Origin of the sequence: Streptococcus ovis DSM 16829 (assembly GCF_000380125.1) — a bacterium.
Taxonomy (GTDB): domain Bacteria; phylum Bacillota; class Bacilli; order Lactobacillales; family Streptococcaceae; genus Streptococcus; species Streptococcus ovis.
In genome coordinates, this window is sequence record NZ_KB904570.1 from 1 (window position 1) to 21,784 (window position 21,784).

The window sequence follows — 21,784 nt, forward strand, 5'->3', positions numbered from 1 at the left end:
TTTCTGCCCATCAATGCCTTAGAACCCTTGATGTTTGCTTCTCTCAGCAGTAATCGATACCAGGGTTCATCGATTTGTTTGATCCCTTCTGTTCCGGAAATAACCGTTAAATTTGGTCTCTTACTTGGAAATGGTAACTCGGACTGTTTCATCGACCAGTCCAACCACTCCTGGAAGGAATACGTATATTCCGCATGGAAAAACTCGACGTTATCTGTCCGTGGCATTCGTGCAATCCCAAAGTGATTGCAGGTCATGTCTACTGGCAGATGTTGGCCGAAATAATTTCTCAAATTTTGGGAAATCGCCTTGGCCACCTTTACCACTCTAAATTGTGAATGAGTGGTCACGTAGGCTGGTTCTTCCAGGACAAAATAAGCCTGGTAGCCTCTCTCTGATTTCAGGATAAGCGTTGGCATAAATCCCAAATCAATGGCCGTTGTCAGAATATCTCCAGAGGTGATCTCATCAGCTGAAGAGGTCATATCAAAGTCAATGTAAAAGGTGCTAATCTGTCTTAGATTCTCTTCCGTATGGCCACGTGTAATCTGGCGTTTCTCGTCACTGTAGGTACCAAACCGATAAGCGTTGGGTGTCCAGTGAGTAAAACGATCCTGGTTCTCCATAATAGCTTCCATCGATGTTAGAACAAGACCACGTGCCTTAATCATATTGGCTTTAGAACGATAGGCGAAGATGGCTCCTCGATTCCCTTCTTCAGTTGAAGGTACCGGTTTGAGATGACTATTTCTGAATTTATAGTTTCTTAAACCCTCTTTTAAAATCAAGCGGTAAACATTATTTAAGTTCATCTGTTTCCTTACTATCCAACTAAAAACAAAAAGAATTTTATTAACAATATCAATAAGCTGAATAAGATTAATGTTAATAATAAAGGCATTCCATAAATGGTAAAACGCTTCTTATGGATTGGTTCTTCCATAAAGATTCTTTCATCTTGTGAATTAATACGGTTAACATCAAAATTCATCATTACAATTCTCCTCGATATTTGCCAGAGCGAAGCTATTGGGTAGTAACCTCTTAGGGTAAGGATTCCCTTTCTTCAGATTGCTTTTTAGATAAAAGCACGGTTTAACTGTTTGAACGTAGTCACTTCTTTTCCGCCCTCGTATCAGCTGTTTATAAGATAATGGAAGCCGCTTTTCAATCTCTTTGAATTTAAAACCTAAAGTCAAGTAGGTTGTGACAATTTTATGAACATATTCCTTGTATTCCTGGTTTCTAACTCTATGACGAATACTCTCATCCTCTAGCGTTATACTTTTCTGATACTGGATATATAATCCCCTCATCTGTTCAATCTTATTCTGCCAGTTAGGATTATAAGGTTGACCAGAGTATTTATTGATCAACTGATGAACAGGTTCTTTGAACTTCATCTGAACAAAATCAAATTCTCCTAAATCAGTCAGAGGATCGATAAAACCCAATGGATCACTTTCCAATAGTTTTTGATAAGCAAATTGATCCATTTCAAACCCTCCCTACAGTTTTAGGCAAACAAAAAAAGAGAGAACAGCAAATCTGTTCTCCCTCATAGGGATATATTTGATTAAATCTAAAAACTCTTACCACTTACTGGGAGAGCCCTACTCTCCCATCTATAAAGTCATCAATGTAAATAGTTATGTGCTATCCTATTTTTTTACTAAATACGTGCGGTGATGCAATACCACCATCAGCAGCAAAGATAAACTGGCTAGTATTAATCCCATCTTGAAACCTGGAGGTGAGTAAGTTAGTTTTAGCTGATGAGCCCCTGGCTTCAACTGAAATGCCAACATGGCTCCAAATGCTTGTTTACTCTTTACCGGTCGCCCATCAACCTGAACCTGCCATCCTTTATTATAGGGAATAGAAGTGTAAAGATAATGTGTACCTGTCTGCTGTGTAACTCTTCCTACTAAATGGGTTGAGCTAACAACTGTTGGTCGCCATTTCGTTAGCGAGGTATTGGCTACTGCTTTTTTAAAGCGAGCATCATCAAATCCATAGACTGAAATACCTTCCAAATCAATTGGATCATCATTGTCCAACACCAATTCGAGCACTTGGGTTTGTCCTTTTGACTTTGCAGTTAGCCCCCATATTTGTGGATGACGGAATCGATCAAACATCTGATAGTTTTCACCATTCAGGCTAGCAACAAAGGTCCGTATGTCATAATCTTTGATGTGCGGAGCAAAAAGATAGTAAGATTTGTTATCTTGAGGGGTAAATGCTAAGCGAATCACGGCTGGCCTATCGTCAGAAATCCGTTTCATCATTTGCCCACCATGTGTTGCATCCACCGTCATATTATCAAAAGTAAGAGACAAATAACCCGCTGGAAGAGGCTCAAAAATAGGCTGTTGATCATTAAAAATACCTGAATACAACATATTTTGATTTTCAATCGGATGATCCTTTTTTAATTGGAGTCGCATCAGTGAATCACTACCGGAATATCCCAAACCTAGGTAAGAAGGATTCTTAAGCAAGGTAAGAGACTCCACACTTTTCTCCTTTTGGAAATAAGTGGGATTAAATCTCCTCGTATTGGTACTCCAAGTCCCTGTTTCAATAAATTGATTCAGATTAATCAGGGCATCCGTCAAAGGGGTCCCACCCGTATATACAGAAATCGCAGTAGACGATTGCAAACCTAATTTCCCTAAGAATTCTAATGTACTGTATTCGACACTGGAAGTAAAATGATTGACCCCAAAATAATTGTAAGCAAGCGAATCGTTCCAAGTGCCTAACACAGATTTTTCTAAGCGTGTTAACCCGGGTTGCTCAACACCTAATTTCCGATAATTGGATTCTGCTATTGCCTCCGTTTCCAATGACTCTCTAGGGATAAGCCACAAACTCCGTCTAGTTGTCAATCCAGCATTGACCCCTAACTCCAGAACTGTAAGCCCTAAAATAAGGAGGAGGGCCACATTTCGTACCTTTGGTAGCACCATTAAAAGAAGCATCAGTACTAGGAGTAAGATAGAAAAGAATAGCTGCCAATTGGTAACCAACACATAGTGCCAATCCGCACGTACCCAAGCTGTAATGCCAATGGCCAATACCAGAATCATGCTGGTTCCTAACAATTGAACATAAGACCATGCTTTCTCTTCTTTCAAGGCCAAATAAGCTAGTAGCAGCAAAAAGAAAGATAACACAAACGCATTCCGATAATAAAAACCAACCGGCATCTGTAACATATGCCACATACGAACCGGAGCATAGTTTGAAAAGGCGATAATTAAAGCACCTAAAACACCTGCTGCCCACCATTTTTGACGGTTCTGAATATGAGTAGTAAAGAAAAATTTAGATAACCCTATTAATCCAAATAAACCAATATAGATATTTGGCAAAGAATGGCTATCGCCCCATTCCTCACCATTCACAGCACCTGGGATAAACTTTAAAAACAATGCGATAGGAGAATAAAGGAAGTGGCTATTCCACGGTTCAGGTTTTGCTCCTGCGACCTTTGTTTCTAACAACGCATAAAAAACTGGTAACAACCAAGCCGAACTCAAGGCCAATCCCAAGACTGAGTAGCCCCCTAAACGCAAAATCTGCCACATCGATTGCATCATCTTTTGCCGTTTTGAAAAGGAATAAAAGACAGCATAAAACATCACAAATACACTGGCCATGAAAGCTGTATAAAACTGTATCATAAACATACTCGCTAACACAAACACATATTTGAAACTTTTTTGACCATCTAAAATCTTTTCAACACCGATGATGAAGAGCGGTAAAAGAATTACATTATCCAAAAAGTTTGGATTCACTTGATTGGCTAAGAAAAAACCGTTTAAACCATAAGAGATAGAAATGATTAAACTCAGCAAACGATTCTGATGAGCTTGATAACGCTTATGAAGAAAATAATAGAAAGCTAGGCTTGCTAGAGAATTCCGTAAAAGAGTGGTTATAAAAATAATGAAATTCAAATAAACAGCGGGTACCAAGCCAATAACTAAAGAAATAGGACTGAGACTATTGAAACTCCAGACAGGAGACATCATCCCTCCAAGACCTTTATGCCACGACCAATAAAGTCCTCCAAAATCCCCTGTTTTCACCAAATGCCCTAGGGCACGGTAAAGTGGAATATACTGCCAAATGTAGTCACCACTCATTAAAGTATCCTTACCAAAAGGATAGACTCCAATCTTCCAAAAAGTAGCCATCAAAATCAATGATGGCAACATAAAAGCCAATATGAAAAACAGAGCATTTCCTGTTCTATGTGGCAATCGATTCCCATTTAATAGTGAGATTACTGGAATGGATTTCTCTTCTTTAAAAATCGGTTGACTCAACCAACTATTTTTTAATGGAGATTTTATTTTTCTTAACAATTTCATCATAACTGTTATCATTCTATCACACCCTAAAAAGAAAAGCAAAAGACCTCTAAGAGATGTATTCTCCCTGCCTTTGTCTAGCCGAATGTTATTTTTTCCTCACTTTTTATCCTATTTTTTTGATATAATGATGATATGGAAAATTTAAAAAATAAGATGATAACCATCATCCAGCATGAAGTCTTTAAATATTTGTTTTTCGGAGTCCTCACAACCGTATTTTACATCATCGTACGGAATGTTCTCTATTTTATTTATCCCAATGCTTCCATTACCAGCATCATTGCGAATGTAATGTCTATTACTTTTGCCTTCTTTACCAATGACTGCTTCGTCTTCAATCAAAAGAGGTCTGGTTGGCAAAAACGATTTGTCACCTTTTTCAGCGCTCGGCTATTCACCCTCTTAGTTGATTTTCTTTTAGCATTTCTTTTTGTTGATACTTTCCCTAATATCATCGGACAATTTGTGAACCAAAATCTCAAAATGGTCAATGCTATTGAAACATTTGTAGCCCAGGTCTTTATGATGGTGTCTAATTACATGATCAGTAAATTCCTTGTATTCAAAGATAAAAAATAACCCTATAGCAGTTGAACTGCTATAGGGTTTGCTTATGCTGCTTCTTCAGCTTTTTTCTTTCTTTTATCGACATAAACTAAGAAACTAACAATCGAAATGGACAACATTGAAACCATGACTCCTACCCAAAAACCATCTGGCGTAAAGCTCATTTCAATTTTGTGCTTTCCTGAAGAAATAGGGAATGATAGAAGGCTTTCCCAAGCTTCTTTTGTTTTCACTTTCTTCCCATCTACTTTTACCGTCCAGCCTGGATTATAAGGAATTGTCGTCATCATGACATCACTATTATCAGTGATATTCACCATTCCTTCCACCTTCGTATTGCTAAACTTCGTCACTTCCATATTTTGTTGCTGACGTTCTGCCATAATGGCTTTGATTTTATTTCCATCGGCTCTGACAAAGGCCATACCTGTTAGATCTAATTGATCGTCTTCAGTCACTTCAAAGGTCAACTTAATCTCCTCACCTGCTTGATTGGAAGCAATATTCCATAATTGTACCTGATCATAGCTTTGTGAATAGTTGTACCACTGGTCATTTAGCAATACACCAATACGGCCAATCGAATCCCTTAAACTATATGGAGCTTGGAAATAGTAAGTTAAATCGCTTTGAAGAACCGTCTTATAAATCACCTTGCCAGGCTTTGTTTTATCAATTCGATTGAAAATCGTCTGACCTTCAATTCCTGCCTCTTCCATATTTTCCAATTCCATATTTTGGAAGCCGAATAACTCAAAATATTGGTCCTCTACCCCCGACATAGAAGAAAGGATAATATTTTGATTGGCAACAGGATTATTGGAACCAAATTTGATACTTTCTGCCACTGCATTTGTACCAAAAGCAATTGAAAGTACATCTGGATTTTCATAAATTTCAAAACGATTATTTTCGTAAATCTTATGATACGATTCTTTCAAGTCCTTCCGCGTCAAATACTTACCGAAGAATTCCCAATCCGGATGATTCTCAACATCTTCATTCGTGTAGTCTTTCCGGACAAGGAAATACCGCACTCCATACAAGGCGTCTGTTACTGGAGTCCCATTCGCATAATATGTTGCAGCATTTCCACCGACATCTCCCAAATAATTAAAGAGCTGAATAGTTGACCTTTCCATATTAGAACTAAAATCACTCAATCCTGGATAATCAACCAGAAATGGATCGTTCTTAGATAATAAAAACTCTGAAGCGACACGGTAGAACTTCTCATTGCTCAATACCTTAATGACATCTGACAATTTTTGAATATTCTTAGTCCCATCTGTAAACTTCGCCGCATCATCATACCCTGATGTTCGTTGCGAAAGATATGCATTGTAGCTTAATTCAAAACTAGTCAATGCCAATAGAGCCATTAACCATATTCGTGATTTAGGTCTGATGAACAAATAAGTGAGCACCGCTCCAAAGGTCAGACCTGTAAGCAGAAGCTGATTAAAAATAAGCCCATTTTTTAATACTAAGCCAGTACCTACAAAAGCAGTCAGACAGAGAGCCAAGCTCTTTGTACGAAGATTATTTTCATTCGACACGCGCTTCCAAACATACCAAGCCAATCCACCAAAAATCAAAGCCAAAAAGACAGCCGTCCCTGCTTGATGTTCGCTGATAAACTTAATGATAGCCTTGGGATTCTCTGCATTAATTTGTGTAAATTGATTGCTTTCAATATGAGTATAGACATAGTAGAGAGAGGCCCCTGTCAATCCAAGTCCAATCACCCAGCTCGGCCACGACAGCTTCTTCTCTTCACGCAAGGCTTGATAAGCCAACAGTACCATAAAGAATGAGAAAATCCATGAGAATCGGAAGAAGAAACCTGCTGGATTTTGTCCCATATGCCAAATCTTATTGACAAACTCATTGCTGAAAGAAACTAGAAAAATCAGGCTAATCATTCCCGCAGCAACTTTTCGAGATAGGGGGGCAGTAGCATAACGGAAAAATAGGAAAAAGCCCACGAGAGCCAACGCTCCAACATAAATATTTGGCAAATTAGGACCTGCTGACCAACCCGACACATCATCAAACCCTCCAACAACTAACTTGGAAAGGATATCCAAAGGATTAATTTGCAGCTCCCAAGCAAAAGTCATCGGTGACTCATAGGCACCTTTGCTTCGTAAAAGATTCAAAAAAATCGGATAAAGCAGGAAAAATATAGTTCCAATTGCTAAAATAGATTCTGCCACTACTCGGAAAAGCGGTTGGAAGAAAGCCCGACACTTTTCCTTGATACTTACTTTTGTTTGCCAAACAGGTGCCTGGTAGTAACAAGCATAGAGAGCAACGAATAAACAAATCATATACCCCATGTAAAAATGCAAGAACACTGTCAGCGCTAATACTACTAGATAACGGAAACTTTTTTTCCCGTCCAGCACCTCTTCCAAATATAGAATCACTAACGGCAACATGATCATCGCATCATAGAAAATAGGGTTCATCTGATAGGAAACAATCATTCCTGACATTGCATAAGCTGATGCTAATATGGGAACCCAAATAGGATTGTAATCAAGAGCTTTGTAACGTTTGATTAATAGATAAGAAAAGGTGAAACCTGTTGCCCCATAGCGGAACCATATGGATAAGAAAATCGCCCATTTAAACTGCGTCAATGGCAACAGAATATAGAAAATATTGAAGGGACTAATCAAATTAAATCCCCAAATCCCAATCATCGAACCGCCAATTGATTTTGAGAAGGAATAAAAGAATCCAGACCAATCACCTGTCAATACGGTCCTTTTCAAAAAACTATACAAACCAATGTATTGTTGTCCAAAATCCACCGCCATAAAGGTTTTTCTCCCAAAAGGGAAAAAATCATTCACAATCCAAGCCAAGGCCATTAATAACATTGGTGCTACAGTACTAGCAAGTAAGATTTGTGTTTGCCGATCCGTCCTGACTGCCCGACAGATACTGGTTAGTTTATCTGTGATTTTTGTCATCATCCAACAATATCCTCTCTCGCTTTGTTAATATTTGACTCATCAATAATATAATGAGGGCGTTTCTTCACTTCATAATAGATTTTACCAATATATTCTCCAAGAACACCAATTGATATCAATTGCACACCACTAAACAAGATAATCAGGGCAATCGTTGTAAAGTAACCACTCACCAACTCTTGTGGATCTACAAAATAAAGAACAAACATTGCTAACAAATACATCATTGCCAAACCGATGCAGGCCAAGCCAAATTGGATACAAATCCGCAACGGTCTGTCATTAAATGAAATGATTCCTTGGAAGGCATAATTCATAGACCGTTTAAAACCAAATTTACTTTCCCCTGCCTCACGTACATGATTCTTATAGGGGAGGACTTTCTCTTTAAAACCAATCCATGCAAAAATCCCTTTTGAAAAACGATTGTATTCTGGAAGAGAAAGGAGAGTCTCCACTGCTTTACGACTGAAGAGCTTAAACTCAGAAATACCGTCTGTCAGCTGAACATCCATCAATTTGTTTGAAAATCGATAGAACAGGTGGGCAAAAAACGTGGACTGTCTTGACTCTCCCTCACGATCACGTTGCCCACTGACAACATCATACCCTTCTTTGTAATATTTGACAAACTCTGGAATCATAGCAGGAGGATGCTGCAAATCACCATCCATCAACATTACAGCCTCACCGCTTGCATATTTCAGGCCTGCTAAAATCGCACCTTCACGTCCAAAATTCCGACTAAAACTAATAAATTTTACTTTCTCATCTTTTTCAACAATCCCTTTCATTAAAGACAAGGTCTTGTCTTTACTACCATCATTAACAAAGACCATTTCATAGTCGGTCAATTGTTCAGGCACCATAGATTTCAACTGTTCAGAAATTTCTGCATGCGTTTTTTCAATCATTTTTTCTTCATTGAAAAAGGCCACAACAACGGATAATTTCATTCATTTCTCCCTTCTTAGTGATTTCTCTCATATAGTGAATAGAACAAATCTATTTTAGCATAATTTATATCTTTAATCAATGCACCTCCGTTAGAAGGCCACGCCTAGCACCACCATACGTTTTCTCAAAGTAAATACCCTGTCACTTTCCAAACTTGGACTGCGTTTGATAATTTCTCCTTACTCCTAGACCCATTCATTCGTTCCTGTTAGTATGAAAAAACAGTCTATATTCATGACATTTAATTAGTAAAAATGAGGTTAGGACAACTGTCCTAGCCTCTTTCAGTTTACTTTGTTTTTATCGCATTACTGAGTGAATGGCTAGTATGAAACAGTCTAAAAACAGACCGTTTCATACCAGCAATCAAAATAGAAAGGTCGCCAAGAATACGAAACTTTCCCAACGATTTCTCCAATACACTTTAACGCTTAGTGAGCTAACATTTCTTGAGCGATTTCCATGCCGTCCATTTTATCTGGGTAATACGTTGGCCAATTATCCATCTCTTCAAGCAATTTCTCTTGACTTTCACCGCCAAAGAAAATATGGAAGTGCCCTGTTTTAACCGGTGCAATATTATGATCGCTAAATTGAACATACTTGTATTCACCTGCATCTGCATCAGTTGCTTCAAACAAGAAACGGACACCACGATTGCCTTTTTTATAGGTCAAAATCTTATACCCCATGTATTTATAAGTATACTTCTGTCCTTTTCCATTGACTACAAATTCCATTGTATCCTTGTCAATGTTAATATGATCAACGTCTGTCTTATAGCCTGTATCATAGTATGTTTTGTATTCTTCTGCAGTCATTGAACCTGTCAATTTTGCCTTATAATCCCAAACTTGATCAAATGTGCCGTCTAACAAGTATGGGTAAACAGATTGCCATTTTCCTTTGTAATCTGCTAAGCTTCTATCTTTCACTGCGCTATCTTCAAAATAACCTTGATAAACTGTTTTTTTGGCTTCACCTTCTTCAGGAAGAATGTCTTTTCCTTCTTGACTAGTCGTTTTAGCAAGGGCCTTTAGATTCCCCTCCATCACGGAGATGTAATCCTCGCCCTCTTTCATCGCTTCGTCTGTCAGACTTTCTAATGGATTCAACACATCTAACTCAACGCCTGCTTCCTTAGCCAAGGTTTCTGCAACAGATTTAGAGGCATTTTCTTCAAAATAAATATACTTAATACCGTACTGTTTGATATACTCAGTTAATTCTGCCAAACGGGCTGGAGTCGGGTCTTCATCCGCTGACACACCCGTAATGGATACTTGCTTCAAGCCATAATCCAAAGCAAGATAAGCAAAAGCAGTATGTTGGGTTACAAAGTATTTTTGTTTTGCTGCGCCTAATGTTGTTTCGTAATCCTTGTCTAATGCTTCCAATTGCTCAATATATGCCGTTGCATTTTTTTCAAATGCATCTTTTTTCTCAGGATATTTTTCAGCAAGTTCATCACGAATCGTTTCTACTAAACGAATAGAGCGAGATGGCGATAGCCAAACATGAGGATCAAATTCATGATGATGCCCTTCTTCACCATGCTCATGCTCGTGTTCATGTTCTTCACCACCTGGTAGCAACAACATGCCTTCGGTCGCCTTCACTACATCAACCTTTTTTTGATCTACAGACTCTAAGACATCTGGAACCCAAGTTTCCATGTTCTCATTCTCATAGATAAAGGCATCTGCTTCCTGTATTTTAGCAATATCTTTCGCTGAAGGCTCAAAGTCATGCACTTCTGTCCCAGCCTCAATCAGCAAATCAACATTGGCTTCCTCACCAACAACTTGCTTGGTAAATTCATAGACAGGATAGAAAGTTGTAACAATATCAATCTCCCCATCTTTTTCAACGGTAGAATTATTACCACAGGCTGCCAAAGCTAAAATAGATAAGCCTAGACCCAACTTCGCTAATTTTTTCATAAGTTCCTCCTATTTTTTTAATTTATATACTAGATTAACTAGTAAAAAAATACTAATAAAAATCAAGGTAATGCTTGCGCTAGCTGGTGTTTCAGCATAATATGAAACAAATAATCCAGCTAACATTCCAACAAAACCAATTACCATTCCCATTGCTATAACCGTTTTAAAACTTTTTCCAATCCGCAGAGCAATCGAAGCTGGTAACACCATAATAGTGGATACCAACAGAGCCCCCGCAGCAGGAATCATCAACGCAATCGCAACACCAGTTACAACATTAAATGCAATAGACATTGCCCGAACAGGTAATCCATCTACAAAAGCAGTATCTTCATCAAAAGTCAGAATATACATCGGTCGTAAAAAAAGAACCGTCAACAATAACACAATGGCTGCAATTACAAAGAGACCGATCACCTGTTCTTGGCTAATCGTGACAATTGAACCAAACAAATACTGGTCTAAACTCACACTACTACGCCCACCAGATCGACTCATTACGATTAAGGAAATTGCTAAACCAGTAGACATCAAGATTGCTGTACCAATTTCCATAAAATTTTTATAAATCGTCCGCAAGTATTCCAAGAAAATAGCAGCTATAATCACAACGACAACAGTTGATAGGATAGGTGACAAGCCTAATACAACACCAAAAGCAACCCCAGCCAAGGAAACATGACTCAAGGTATCACTCATCAAACTCTGTCTCCGTAAAATCAGAAAAACACCCAAAATCGGAGAAAACAGACTCATCGCAATCACCGCTAGAAAAGCACGCTGCATGAAATCATACTGTAAGAGACTCAAATCAATCCAATTCGCCATGTTCCACCTCAACTTCCTCGTCCGCATGAACATTGAAGCATCGCCACGGCGAACTTTGATTGCGCACTAAATAAATATTACGATCCGCATATTCCTCCAACTCATCTGGATCATGCGTAATCATCAAAACAGACTTCCCATGCTTTTTTGCTGAATGATACATTAACTGGTAAAAATCATCCTTAGTCCCACTATCCATTCCCGTTGTCGGCTCATCTAAAATAAAAATATCTGGATCTGACGCAAACATCCGCGCAATCACTGCCCGCTGTTTTTGACCGCCACTCAAGGATCCCAGTCTTTTATCACGGTGTTCCCACATTCCGACAGATTCTAAACTCGCCTGAATATGTTCTTCATCATGCTTCGTTAACCGACGAAACCATCCTTGACGTGGATAACGTCCTGAACGAACAAATTCATACACGGTACTTGGAAACCCTGCATTAAAAGAAGCTATCTGTTGTGGTAAATAAGCCAAGCGCAATTTCTTACCTTTTATGCTCTTTTCAGCAATTGTAACTTTACCATGTTTTGGTTTTAAAATACCAAGCGTTGCCTTTATCAATGTTGTTTTAGCCGCACCATTTTCACCCGTTAAGGTCACAAATTCACCACTATCCAGATGGTAGTGGATATTTTTGAGGACTGGCTCATTATCATAATGAAACTCCAAATCCTCTACTGTAATATATCTCATCCTATCCCTTAATCTTCCCAACTAAATCTGCCAAAAAACGACTAATCACTTCTTGCTCTTGCTCAGAATACGAAGCAAGCATTTCTTGATAAGAAGCTATCGTATGTGCATGGTGATGCGTATGCTCAGCAGCAATCGGCTTCGCAACCTCCGTCAGACTATAACGCACAATTCGTGCATCACGTGTATCTCGGACCGCCACCAGCATTTCCTTAGCAATCAAAGCCTTGACTGCCTTTGTAATCGCTGCTTGGCTCACATTAAGTTGCTTTGCAATTTCAGTGCTCGTATATGCATTATTCTCAATCAACATCAAAATGTGTTCCTGAGTATTGGTCAATGGCATCTCACTTTGGCAAGAGCCAACTAAAATTTCCAACTGATTTTCTGAGCACAAAATAATATCATGCAAAGCTCGATCAATTTGATTTGCAAGTTCTTTCATCATAACCCCACCTTTTCATTAACCAGTTAATTGTATCACAGAAACATTAACTAGGCAAGTATTTTGTCATACATTTTTCATTAGTTTTCATTTAAAGATTTATAAAAATTCTGTTGAAATTAATCCATCAAATATAGCTTTTAATTCCATCTACTCCTGTCGTTCTTAAAAATACATCCTACTACGATGCAAATACTATTTAATAAGAGAAAGAGATCAAGTATTAAACCTGACCTCTACAAAAAACGTGTTCGTAAAATATTTTGAATCACAAAATAAAGATTTCGCAACGTAACTTCCTTCTTCATTGCTTCAGGCAAGGGCAGAACCTCTGTCTGAATTGAAAAAACCGAGACAAAATCATCCCACACAGACTCAACATCTTGACTCACAGCACCACACACAGCAATTGTAGGAACCTGATATTGCTTGGCTAAACGAGCAATGCCACTTGGTACTTTTCCTATAGAACTTTGAGAATCAAAATGCCCTTCACCAGTTATCACTAAGTCAGCTATTGACAAAGCTTCTTCAATACCGACAATAGATGCAATCGTCTCAATTCCCGAAAGCAATTGAGCACCTAAAAGGACCAACGCACCACCTAATCCACCAGCCGCACCAGTACCCGCAATAGTCTCCAAATCAATTTGTAAATGATCCTTAATATGCAAGGCAAACTGTTTGGCACGACTATCTTCGAACCTGATTTGACCTTCAGTCGCCCCTTTTTGCCGCCCAAAAACCATTGCATAACCATTATCACCTGTATATACCGCATTCACATCCGTTAACCCAATTAAAGATACTTGATTAAAATGAGCTTTTAAAGGATAATCACCAGAATTACTATTAAAATTAAAATATTCTAATAGTCCACGACCACCATCTGAGCTACCCGTGCCCCCTAAGGTCAAGAAGATCTCTTTACAACCTCGAGACAGGGCATCCTCTAATAGCGCACCTAACCCAAAACTAGAAGCTTGTTCAAAAGTCTCAGGAGAAGGGCTAATCTTATCAATTCCTACCACACTTGCAGACTCAATATATGCCTGTTCTCCAACTCTTAAATACCTAGCTTCCATAGGCCTAAGAAGCAAATCAACTGTTTCAACAGAAATATACTCGCCGCCTAATGCAGCGAACAAAGCTTCCAAGCTGCCCTCTCCACCATCAGCAATTGAAAAACTGCACACCTCACTAGATGGAAAAACAGATGCTATAGCATTATTGACACATTGATTTAATTCAGAAGACGTAACCGAACCTTTAAACGAATCCATTGCAACAACAACTTTCATCATACAGTCCTCCTCTACTATCCTTTACCTTCATTTTAACAATCAGAAAAGGATAAAGCAAGATTTCATTCAAAGATTACTTAAACAAAAATAAAATACAAGAAGATGTGAAAATAATAGAATTCAGACTATATGAGAACAGTAAAAACTAGAGAGCCGAGTAAAAATCATACCAGAAAACCGTACACTAACAAAATAAAAAGACAAGGCCTAGAAACCTTGTCTTTTCAACTACTTAATGCTATACCGGCGGCCGGGGTCGAACCGGCACGTCCGTGAGGACACTGGATTTTGAGTTTGGTTCTATGATATTCTTAACTTCACAAATCCGATAAAATCAAGTTTTCAAGAAACTACTTCTATCATAAAAACGATAGTTTTTTATTTTTAGTAACTTTTTAGGAATTATCGTATAAGTACTTTGCTATCCGTACAAGTTATACTAAAATTCAAGTCCCTTATTAAATTATGTATTTCTTCTTTATCCTTATCGCCACATTTTGGACCAAATACTATTTTCATATTATTGAAAATATCTTTATTTAGAGGGATATCTAGATGTTCTACTGGTGGAGTAATATTAGATAATGCATTAAGCATAAATGCCCCGATATTTTCCCCTTGTTGTTCAAAAATATTAAAAAGCTCTGCCATACTCCATGGTAAAACAGAAATAGAGAATCTGTGTTCATCTTGAAATTGCCAATTCGTTGTCTTGTATCTGCCATTTGCGTTCAAATCAATAATTGTCTGTTTTTCATTAATAGACACCACTTTAGGAATAGTTAATAATTCATCATCTGTGTATTCAATACCAATAATTTCGGGTAAATATCCATTAGTTGGAACCATCTTGGTCGTTAAGGGATTTAATAGAGGTAAAATATCTACTAACTCTTTCCCGTCAAAAGAAAACTTAGTTGTTTCAAAAATATCTAAGACTGAAGCAAAATTAATCTCAATCATAACCCCTTTGAAATTGTTCCCGTACATACTCCATTGTGGAATACTGTCAGCCACACTCGTCCAACAAGAAACATATTTTAAATTTCCAACCTGACCAAAATCTGAGGTCCTTTGCTCATTAGGGTCATCAACGAATCCTAGACTTTTAAATCTTAGGGTCTGATTCTGTAGAATTAATTTTAATGTATCAATAGAAGTATAGTGATAAAAAGTATACATCCTCTCTCCTAATTATTCTTCTTCAATTCCATAGTGTTGCTTTATAAATTCATAATATTTATAAATTGCCTGGTTTAAAATATAAGCTTTGGTAACCTTACCTTCTTTTTCAGCAACAATCTTTTGAATTTTATCTAATTCCTCTGCTGAACGTTTTGTCATGTAAAACGCAATTTGTTTATCCATTATAGCTCCTTTTGTTTCGTGTTTTATTTTATTCTAACAAAAAAACTAGTAAATGACTAGTTTTTTTATTGACAAAATATTTTTCTTATACTATACTATCTACAAGCTAGTTTATAGATATTTTTAAACTAGCTAATAAACAAAAAGGAGGAACTATCATGTCAGTTAGTTCAACAGTAAATTTCACCTATGGAGCAAGCCTTTCGGAGTTTGCTTGCTATCAAAGAAAAGTTAATTCTTACACAGGCGACCTTACATTCGTTAGTAATGTAACTGCTATCACAACTGCTTTAGCAAATAGATTTGGTTTGACTACTGTTCAAACATCATTTGCTAGAAAACTAGAAGCTGTGTCTGATAAGCGTCACTATAAATACGGTACAACAATGATGGAAGACATCTTAGCAGGAAAAACACGTCGCCATGCAAACAGCTATATCTAAATGACTAGGGGAGCTAAACCCTCCCCTTTATCTTTTGATTGAAAAAACTACTTGCTTATACATTAGTAGTAGTTATAGAAAGGAAATCGTTATGCAGAACATATATAGATATTTATTCTACTTATTTTTTGTTTGTTTTGCCATTGCATTGTATTACATCCTTTTCTTAACTAGTGCGTATTCGCCATTATTAGAAACAATCATAATTCTAATGTCTATTGTTACTATTTTAGTCTTAGTTATTTGTATTGAGATAATTGTTTCTAGCGAGAAAGAGGAAAATAAGTATGAAAATGCTGAAACTGAACAAATCCGTGAGAGTGAAGTTTAATCCCTATGCTATTACTTCTCATAGGCTTTTTCTTAGTAGAATAGGGATTGAATTGCTAATGGGTATCTTATTGATAAATACTTGGCTTTCAATCCCATTTATACCTTTTAGATTGACTATGTCATGTTTCTTCATAAGCCTTATCATTCTTGTAGAATTCTTTTTTAGAACTTCTTTTATGTCAAAAATTCAAAATGTGTTATTTGTCAGAGAATCTTTGTTCGATATGTTGATAAGTTTGAATTTGTATGAAGAAAAAAATAATGTAGTTATTAACAGTGCTACATTACATTTTGATATTGCGTCTGATAATAATGTAATTATTACAGTTCCACTTTTCGGTAATAAATTTTTAAAACTTCTTAAAAACCTAGACGAGTATCTTATACCAACATTAGGACTGCCTCTAATATCAAAACAAGAATTCCCTGATTATGTTATTTATAAACTCGGTCACATAGAAGAAATTGAACAGTATGTTTTCAATAGCCATACATTGACTAAAGAATTTTTTGAAGATATTCCTAGTCCAATAATCAAGCTATCAAATACTCAGCAATTTAGTCTAAAATCAAATACTAATCTCGGGATTTACGGTCGAACTGGAACAGGGAAGACAATAGCTCTACAATGGTACTTATTTAATGCACTAGCTAAAGGTTGTGGCACTACTGACAATACTTATTTGGGAATTGTTGATGGTAAGGGAGCTGATTTATTTGCCCTTGGTAAACTTCTTCAAGAAGAATTAGGGGAGCAAATAGCAGTAGGCTCTTCGCCTCAAATGTTAGCAAAATTATCAAGAGAATTTGTTGAGATTATGAATGAACGTTTTGAAATTATTGAGCAAAACAGCACACTAAATGCTGATGCTTATGATTTAGGAATGACCCCCAATTTTTTATTTGTTGATGAGCTTGCTTCCATTCGTGATAGCTGTGGTTCTAGTAAACAGGGCAAAGAGCTGTGGAATGAAATTCTCCAAAACTTAGGCTTAATTGCTCGTAAGGGGAGGCAGGCGGGGTGCCACTTAGTTCTGTCAACTCAAGACCCTAATTCCGAAAATATAAATGTAGAGCTCAGACTCCAAATATCAAGTGTCTTATATCTCTCAAAAACCGGTATAGACCGATTGAAGATGGCATTCTCTATGTGTGAGCTAGATAACGTACCTACAGTTTCCGATAGAAAAGGAGAAGCTCTCTTTTATGCTGACGGTATAGGTTCAGTTGAACCAGTAATAACAATCGTTCCATTTGTGGATGTAAAAACCAAACAAGAATTTTTGCAGGTAGTTAGAAATATACTACCAAACTACTAATGACGGTCTTTTTCTCTGTTGGAATAGGCAGTCTTTCCAATAGAGAAAAAGAGCAAACCGACTGCTTCGCAGGAGGTCAAAAGAAAGGAAGATATCATGAAATTAAATGATTTTTTGAAGCCAGAATTATTAGGTAATCGCTTCTTTGCTGTAAAAGGCTATACAGAAGTATTAGATAGAGAGACCAGTAAGCCTACCGCCTTTCGTCTTAATGTGTCAATTCAAGATGAGAATAGCGATTTTTTCATGGAAATGATACAGGTAAAAGTAAATACTTTAACACCTACTTTGACAGTTCAAGAAATGGCAAATAATAAAACTTGTCCTGTTATATTAAAGGATTTGAATGTGGGGCAGTTCAACGGAAATCTCTGGTTTTCTTGTTCAGACATTCTACCTGTAGCAAAATAATCATACTTCTAATCATGTGCCTAGGCAAAACTGCCGACTGGAGGTCGGCAAGCTGGAAGCGTGTTTAGCGGAGCGGTGCTTAGGATCACATGATAGAAGTAGGGAGGAGCAAAGCTCCTCCTAGTTTATTTATTATATAGACAATCTTTTGGCGAAAAGCCAAGCTAAAAGGAACTATTTTTTATGACTTCATATAATAAAAAAATAGTCCGCACTTCTTCCTATATTGAAATTTGGGAATATGAAAAGCCAATATTTTCAAAGGGAAAATCAATTTTAGATACTAATGCTGAAAACAAGGAAAAATCAAAACGCAGAACATTTGACGAACTAACACCAGAAGAACAAGAACAACGTCTTGAACGCATGAAGAAAACACGCTTAGAAGCAAAGTGGAATTTACTCCGTCTAGTCGATTGTAATTTTGATGATACGACTTCTTTTCTCACATTAACCACTAAAGAAAATATCAGCGATAGAAACCATTTCAAAGACTTACTCAAAACCTTTATTAAACGCTTTAATTATCACATATTTAAGACTAAGAAAAGCCAATTGAGATATATAGCAGTATTAGAAAAACAAAAACGTGGGGCATGGCATGCTCATATTCTGCTTTTCAGCGTTCCTTATGTTCCACACCGTCAACTCTTGGAACTTTGGGGATATGGAGCAGTACGGATAAATAAAGTTGATGTCGATAGCAAAGAAAACCGCGGTCGATATGTTACCAAATATTTTGAAAAAGGTATCGGACAGGAGCTATTGGAAAACTTTGGTAAACAAGCCTATCTATCATCACGTAATTTGAAGAAGCCTGATGAGGATAAGTTTTATACTTATGAAAATTTTGACTATAATAACTCAACCGTCCTATATGAAACGGAATACACCAGCAAGGTCTATAAAGACGGACAGTATTTCGATAATCACGTTACCTACAAAAAGATAAAGTTAGATACAAAGGAGTAAGTCACATGATAGCAACCGTAAATAAGAATGACCTCGTTGCCCTCGGTTTCTCTGAGGGAACTTCTAAACGAATTATCAGACAGGGGAAAGAGCTTTTAATAGCAAGAGGATTTAGGGTTTATCAAAATAAGCGTATTGGAACTATCCCTGCTTCTATCGCTACTGAATTACTTGGTTTTGATGTCCAAAATAGCTCTCTTTCTAGGGGGTAATATATGGCAATTAGAAAAGATAAAGACGGCGGTTGGATAGTTGATATTAGCAATGGTTTTGACCCAATAACACTTAAGCAACGTAGAATAGTCAGAAAGGGCTACAAGACCAAGAAAGAGGCTACTGAAGCAGAACACTACCTAAGAAGTGTAGAGCTCAAAGAACGCTTCTATGGGGCTAAAATTACCCTTTCAATGCTCTATGAACTGCTAAAAGAAGAAGATAGTATAAATCATCGAAAAATTAGCTATATCAACACACAAGAAAATAACTATAATAAACACATAAAAGGTTATTTTTCAAAGGTTGATAATGTCGCAAAACTAACCTATGAAGATATTTACCAGTTCAGAGAACATCTTAGGCGAAAAGTTGCCCAAAATTCTGATAATCCTTTAAGCACAAATACTATCAACAAAATCATGATTTTGCTTAAAAAGATTTTTGACGTCGGCTTGCGAAAAGGTTATTACACTACAAACCCAGTAAAGCTACTAAAAAAATTGCCTGTTGAAAAGACTAAAATGCAGTTTTGGACGGTCAAAGAATTCCAGCAGTTTCTAACACTGTTTGAACAAGAAGAATATAATATAAAATTACTCTTTACTGTTCTATTCTTTACAGGGTTAAGACTTGGGGAAGCACTTGCACTAACATGGAAAGACATCGACTTTTCAAGCAATACAATTCATATTACAAAATCTGTCTATGTCAATAAAGGGATTAGCCATATCAGCACAACAAAAACTAAAGCAGGTACAAGAAGAATTGTTATCAACAAAAAATTAAGTCAAGAACTACAACATTGGCAAGAGCACCAAAAACATCTGTTAGAGAAATTTACTAGTGATAGCTTGACCCTACAAGTGTTTCAAAGTAACCCTATCACAATTACAAAAAATGCTATCGAAAAGCAGTACAAGAGAATTCTTGAACGTGATAATACACTTAAAAAGATACGCATACACGATTTTAGACACTCCCATGCTTCCCTGCTGATTAACCAAGGAGAAGATTATCTAGTTGTAAAAGAACGACTAGGGCACGCTTCTATAACGACCACGATTGACACGTACTCCCACTTGTACCCAAGTAAACAAAAAGCATTGGCTGATAAACTTGATGACTTGCTATAAAAAGTTGATTTAATAGTTGAAAAAAATCATTAACAAAATCTAAATACATAAAACGAAAGGTAAAAATAATGAAACATAATTTCGAAATTAAAATTCAGATAAAAGAGAATATTGATGATGACGCTAAATCTTCTATTCAAAAAGAAATTAACAAGTTAAAAAAACGTTACGGAATAATACAGAAAGGAGACTTATATTATAGGGACGAAGTAGAAAAATTTGATGATTACCCTTATAGCGTGAGTTTTGCTTTAAGAGTTTCAAGATATACTAGGTACTTTGAAATATTTCAATTTAATAATATTGCAATTGGTGAGTATAATCGTATGGAATTCGAGCCCAAAGTATGGAAAGAAAGTCATAATGCAGAGGTAGTAATATTTCTAAAACAAGGCTTATCTGAAGAGGAAGAGAAATACATCTTAAACGAAATTGAGAAATATAAAAAAGAATTAGGAATCATACAAGACGGTAATCTATTTTATAGAAATGAAAGAAAACTACTAGATGACTTCCAATTTATACTTAAATTCGGCTACAAAATGAGCAAATATAAGAAGAAATATTTTGAGGTCTTATATTTAAACAGTATGGTAGAGGGTCTTTACAATCATGAACTATAAAAAGGAGCAAAGTGTACATATTATGTTCTGTCAGATTAAACAGTATATAAAGATTAGTAATTTTTAGTAACTTGAGTAAATGCATTTGAAAATATAAAAGAAAAGACAAGGCTTAAAAACCTTGTCTTTTCAACTACTTAATGCTATACCGGCGGCCGGGGTCGAACCGGCACGTCCGTGAGGACACTGGATTTTGAGTCCAGCGCGTCTGCCAATTCCGCCACGCCGGCATCAAGTAACTGGGGTAGCTGGATTCGAACCAACGCATGAGGGAGTCAAAGTCCCTTGCCTTACCGCTTGGCTATACCCCAATAATAAATAGGCGAGTGATGGGAATCGAACCCACGAATGTCAGAGCCACAATCTGATGTGTTAACCACTTCACCACACCCGCCATATTGTAACACGGGCAGTAGGAATTGAACCCACACTGAAGGTTTTGGAGACCTTAGTTCTACCTTTAAACTATGCCCGTAAAGGTATGGAAGGGGAGGGATTCGAACCCCCGAACCCGAAGGAGCGGATTTACAGTCCGCCGCGTTTAGCCTCTTCGCTACCCTTCCAAAATATTAAATTTAATGGCGCGAGACGGAATCGAACCGCCGACACATGGAGCTTCAATCCATTGCTCTACCAACTGAGCTACCGAGCCAAATCTCTATTGCGGGAGCAGGATTTGAACCTACGACCTTCGGGTTATGAGCCCGACGAGCTACCTAGCTGCTCCATCCCGCGTCAATATTATCTTAAAAGGAGGATGTGGGATTCGAACCCACGCACGCTTTTACACGCCTGACGGTTTTCAAGACCGTTCCCTTCAGCCGGACTTGGGTAATCCTCC

The 21,784-nt window shown here is 37.2% G+C and carries 19 protein-coding genes, 8 tRNA genes and 1 pseudogene; 8 read left to right on the forward strand and 20 right to left on the reverse strand.

The features are described from left to right. The 3 genes and pseudogenes from A3I9_RS0104595 to pgfM2 all read right to left on the reverse strand — a co-directional run. Nucleotides 1-812 (reverse strand): annotated as a pseudogene (locus tag A3I9_RS0104595) (primase C-terminal domain-containing protein); the annotation flags it as partial. A gap of 168 nt (nt 813-980) precedes the next feature. Beyond that, nucleotides 981-1,496 (reverse strand): hypothetical protein, encoded by a 516-nt coding sequence (locus tag A3I9_RS0104605; protein ID WP_018377717.1) that lies wholly within the window; start codon nt 1,494-1,496, stop codon nt 981-983. Between the two features lie 165 nt (nt 1,497-1,661). Beyond that, nucleotides 1,662-4,391: a glycosyltransferase PgfM2 gene (gene pgfM2, locus A3I9_RS0104610; protein ID WP_169333647.1), complete on the reverse strand. Its 2,730-nt coding sequence runs from the start codon at nt 4,389-4,391 to the stop codon at nt 1,662-1,664. A gap of 132 nt (nt 4,392-4,523) precedes the next feature. Here pgfM2 and A3I9_RS0104615 point away from each other — a divergent pair, with 132 nt between their 5' ends. Further along, nucleotides 4,524-4,970 carry a GtrA family protein gene (locus A3I9_RS0104615; protein WP_026217329.1) on the forward strand — a complete coding sequence of 149 codons (447 nt, stop codon included), beginning with the start codon at nt 4,524-4,526 and terminating at the stop codon, nt 4,968-4,970. Nucleotides 4,971-5,002: 32 nt separating this feature from the next. On the opposite strand, the gene pgfM1 is transcribed toward A3I9_RS0104615, so the two are convergent. The 9 genes from pgfM1 to A3I9_RS13380 form a co-directional block, all read right to left on the reverse strand. Continuing rightward, nucleotides 5,003-7,945: a glycosyltransferase PgfM1 gene (gene pgfM1, locus A3I9_RS0104620; protein WP_018377881.1), complete on the reverse strand. Its 2,943-nt coding sequence runs from the start codon at nt 7,943-7,945 to the stop codon at nt 5,003-5,005. Beyond that, nucleotides 7,942-8,901 (reverse strand): glycosyltransferase PgfS, encoded by a 960-nt coding sequence (gene pgfS, locus A3I9_RS0104625; RefSeq protein WP_018377882.1) that lies wholly within the window; start codon nt 8,899-8,901, stop codon nt 7,942-7,944. Before pgfS ends, pgfM1 begins: the two co-directional genes overlap by 4 nt. Nucleotides 8,902-9,333: 432 nt before the next feature. After that, nucleotides 9,334-10,845: a metal ABC transporter solute-binding protein, Zn/Mn family gene (locus tag A3I9_RS0104630; protein ID WP_018377883.1), complete on the reverse strand. Its 1,512-nt coding sequence runs from the start codon at nt 10,843-10,845 to the stop codon at nt 9,334-9,336. Nucleotides 10,846-10,854: 9 nt separating this feature from the next. After that, a complete protein-coding gene (locus A3I9_RS0104635; RefSeq protein ID WP_018377884.1) occupies nt 10,855-11,676 on the reverse strand; it encodes a metal ABC transporter permease in 822 nt (273 codons plus the stop codon). Then, complete coding sequence (locus tag A3I9_RS0104640) at nt 11,660-12,376, reverse strand: metal ABC transporter ATP-binding protein (protein WP_018377885.1); 717 nt, start codon at nt 12,374-12,376, stop codon at nt 11,660-11,662. The genes A3I9_RS0104635 and A3I9_RS0104640 overlap by 17 nt, the downstream gene beginning before the upstream one ends. Nucleotide 12,377: 1 nt before the next feature. Then, a complete protein-coding gene (locus tag A3I9_RS0104645; protein ID WP_026217331.1) occupies nt 12,378-12,821 on the reverse strand; it encodes a zinc-dependent MarR family transcriptional regulator in 444 nt (147 codons plus the stop codon). 236 nt (nt 12,822-13,057) lie between these two features. Then, nucleotides 13,058-14,122 carry a glycerate kinase family protein gene (locus tag A3I9_RS0104650; protein ID WP_026217332.1) on the reverse strand — a complete coding sequence of 355 codons (1,065 nt, stop codon included), beginning with the start codon at nt 14,120-14,122 and terminating at the stop codon, nt 13,058-13,060. 405 nt (nt 14,123-14,527) lie between these two features. Further along, nucleotides 14,528-15,307 (reverse strand): DUF2971 domain-containing protein, encoded by a 780-nt coding sequence (locus A3I9_RS0104655; protein ID WP_018377888.1) that lies wholly within the window; start codon nt 15,305-15,307, stop codon nt 14,528-14,530. 12 nt (nt 15,308-15,319) lie between these two features. After that, nucleotides 15,320-15,493 (reverse strand): hypothetical protein, encoded by a 174-nt coding sequence (locus A3I9_RS13380; RefSeq protein WP_018377889.1) that lies wholly within the window; start codon nt 15,491-15,493, stop codon nt 15,320-15,322. Nucleotides 15,494-15,651: 158 nt separating this feature from the next. Here A3I9_RS13380 and A3I9_RS0104665 point away from each other — a divergent pair, with 158 nt between their 5' ends. From A3I9_RS0104665 to A3I9_RS0104695, 7 genes are all read left to right on the forward strand, one after another. Further along, a complete protein-coding gene (locus A3I9_RS0104665; protein WP_018377890.1) occupies nt 15,652-15,936 on the forward strand; it encodes a hypothetical protein in 285 nt (94 codons plus the stop codon). A gap of 287 nt (nt 15,937-16,223) precedes the next feature. After that, entirely contained in the window at nt 16,224-17,588 is a 1,365-nt protein-coding gene (locus A3I9_RS0104670; RefSeq protein ID WP_018377891.1) for a P-loop NTPase family protein, read from the forward strand. 96 nt (nt 17,589-17,684) lie between these two features. Then, complete coding sequence (locus A3I9_RS0104675) at nt 17,685-17,999, forward strand: hypothetical protein (RefSeq protein ID WP_018377892.1); 315 nt, start codon at nt 17,685-17,687, stop codon at nt 17,997-17,999. A gap of 183 nt (nt 18,000-18,182) precedes the next feature. After that, nucleotides 18,183-18,971 carry a rolling circle replication-associated protein gene (locus A3I9_RS0104680; RefSeq protein WP_018377893.1) on the forward strand — a complete coding sequence of 263 codons (789 nt, stop codon included), beginning with the start codon at nt 18,183-18,185 and terminating at the stop codon, nt 18,969-18,971. Between the two features lie 5 nt (nt 18,972-18,976). Then, nucleotides 18,977-19,183, forward strand: coding sequence for a DUF3173 domain-containing protein (locus tag A3I9_RS0104685; protein WP_018377894.1), 207 nt, complete (start codon nt 18,977-18,979; stop codon nt 19,181-19,183). Nucleotides 19,184-19,186: 3 nt separating this feature from the next. Then, nucleotides 19,187-20,320 (forward strand): site-specific integrase, encoded by a 1,134-nt coding sequence (locus A3I9_RS0104690; protein WP_018377895.1) that lies wholly within the window; start codon nt 19,187-19,189, stop codon nt 20,318-20,320. Nucleotides 20,321-20,388: 68 nt separating this feature from the next. Next, on the forward strand, nt 20,389-20,943 hold the full coding sequence (locus tag A3I9_RS0104695; protein WP_018377896.1) for a hypothetical protein: 555 nt from the start codon (nt 20,389-20,391) through the stop codon (nt 20,941-20,943). A gap of 146 nt (nt 20,944-21,089) precedes the next feature. On the opposite strand, the gene A3I9_RS0104700 is transcribed toward A3I9_RS0104695, so the two are convergent. The 8 genes from A3I9_RS0104700 to A3I9_RS0104735 form a co-directional block, all read right to left on the reverse strand. Next, nucleotides 21,090-21,173, reverse strand: a tRNA-Leu gene (locus A3I9_RS0104700). Nucleotides 21,174-21,182: 9 nt separating this feature from the next. Continuing rightward, nucleotides 21,183-21,254: transfer RNA gene (locus tag A3I9_RS0104705), tRNA-Gln, on the reverse strand. 10 nt (nt 21,255-21,264) lie between these two features. After that, nucleotides 21,265-21,337: transfer RNA gene (locus A3I9_RS0104710), tRNA-His, on the reverse strand. Between the two features lie 10 nt (nt 21,338-21,347). Beyond that, a tRNA-Trp gene (locus A3I9_RS0104715) sits at nt 21,348-21,418 on the reverse strand. Nucleotides 21,419-21,425: 7 nt separating this feature from the next. Next, nucleotides 21,426-21,506: transfer RNA gene (locus tag A3I9_RS0104720), tRNA-Tyr, on the reverse strand. A 16-nt stretch (nt 21,507-21,522) separates the two neighbouring features. Beyond that, a tRNA-Phe gene (locus A3I9_RS0104725) sits at nt 21,523-21,595 on the reverse strand. Nucleotides 21,596-21,604: 9 nt separating this feature from the next. Then, nucleotides 21,605-21,678: transfer RNA gene (locus tag A3I9_RS0104730), tRNA-Met, on the reverse strand. Nucleotides 21,679-21,694: 16 nt separating this feature from the next. Continuing rightward, nucleotides 21,695-21,784, reverse strand: a tRNA-Ser gene (locus A3I9_RS0104735).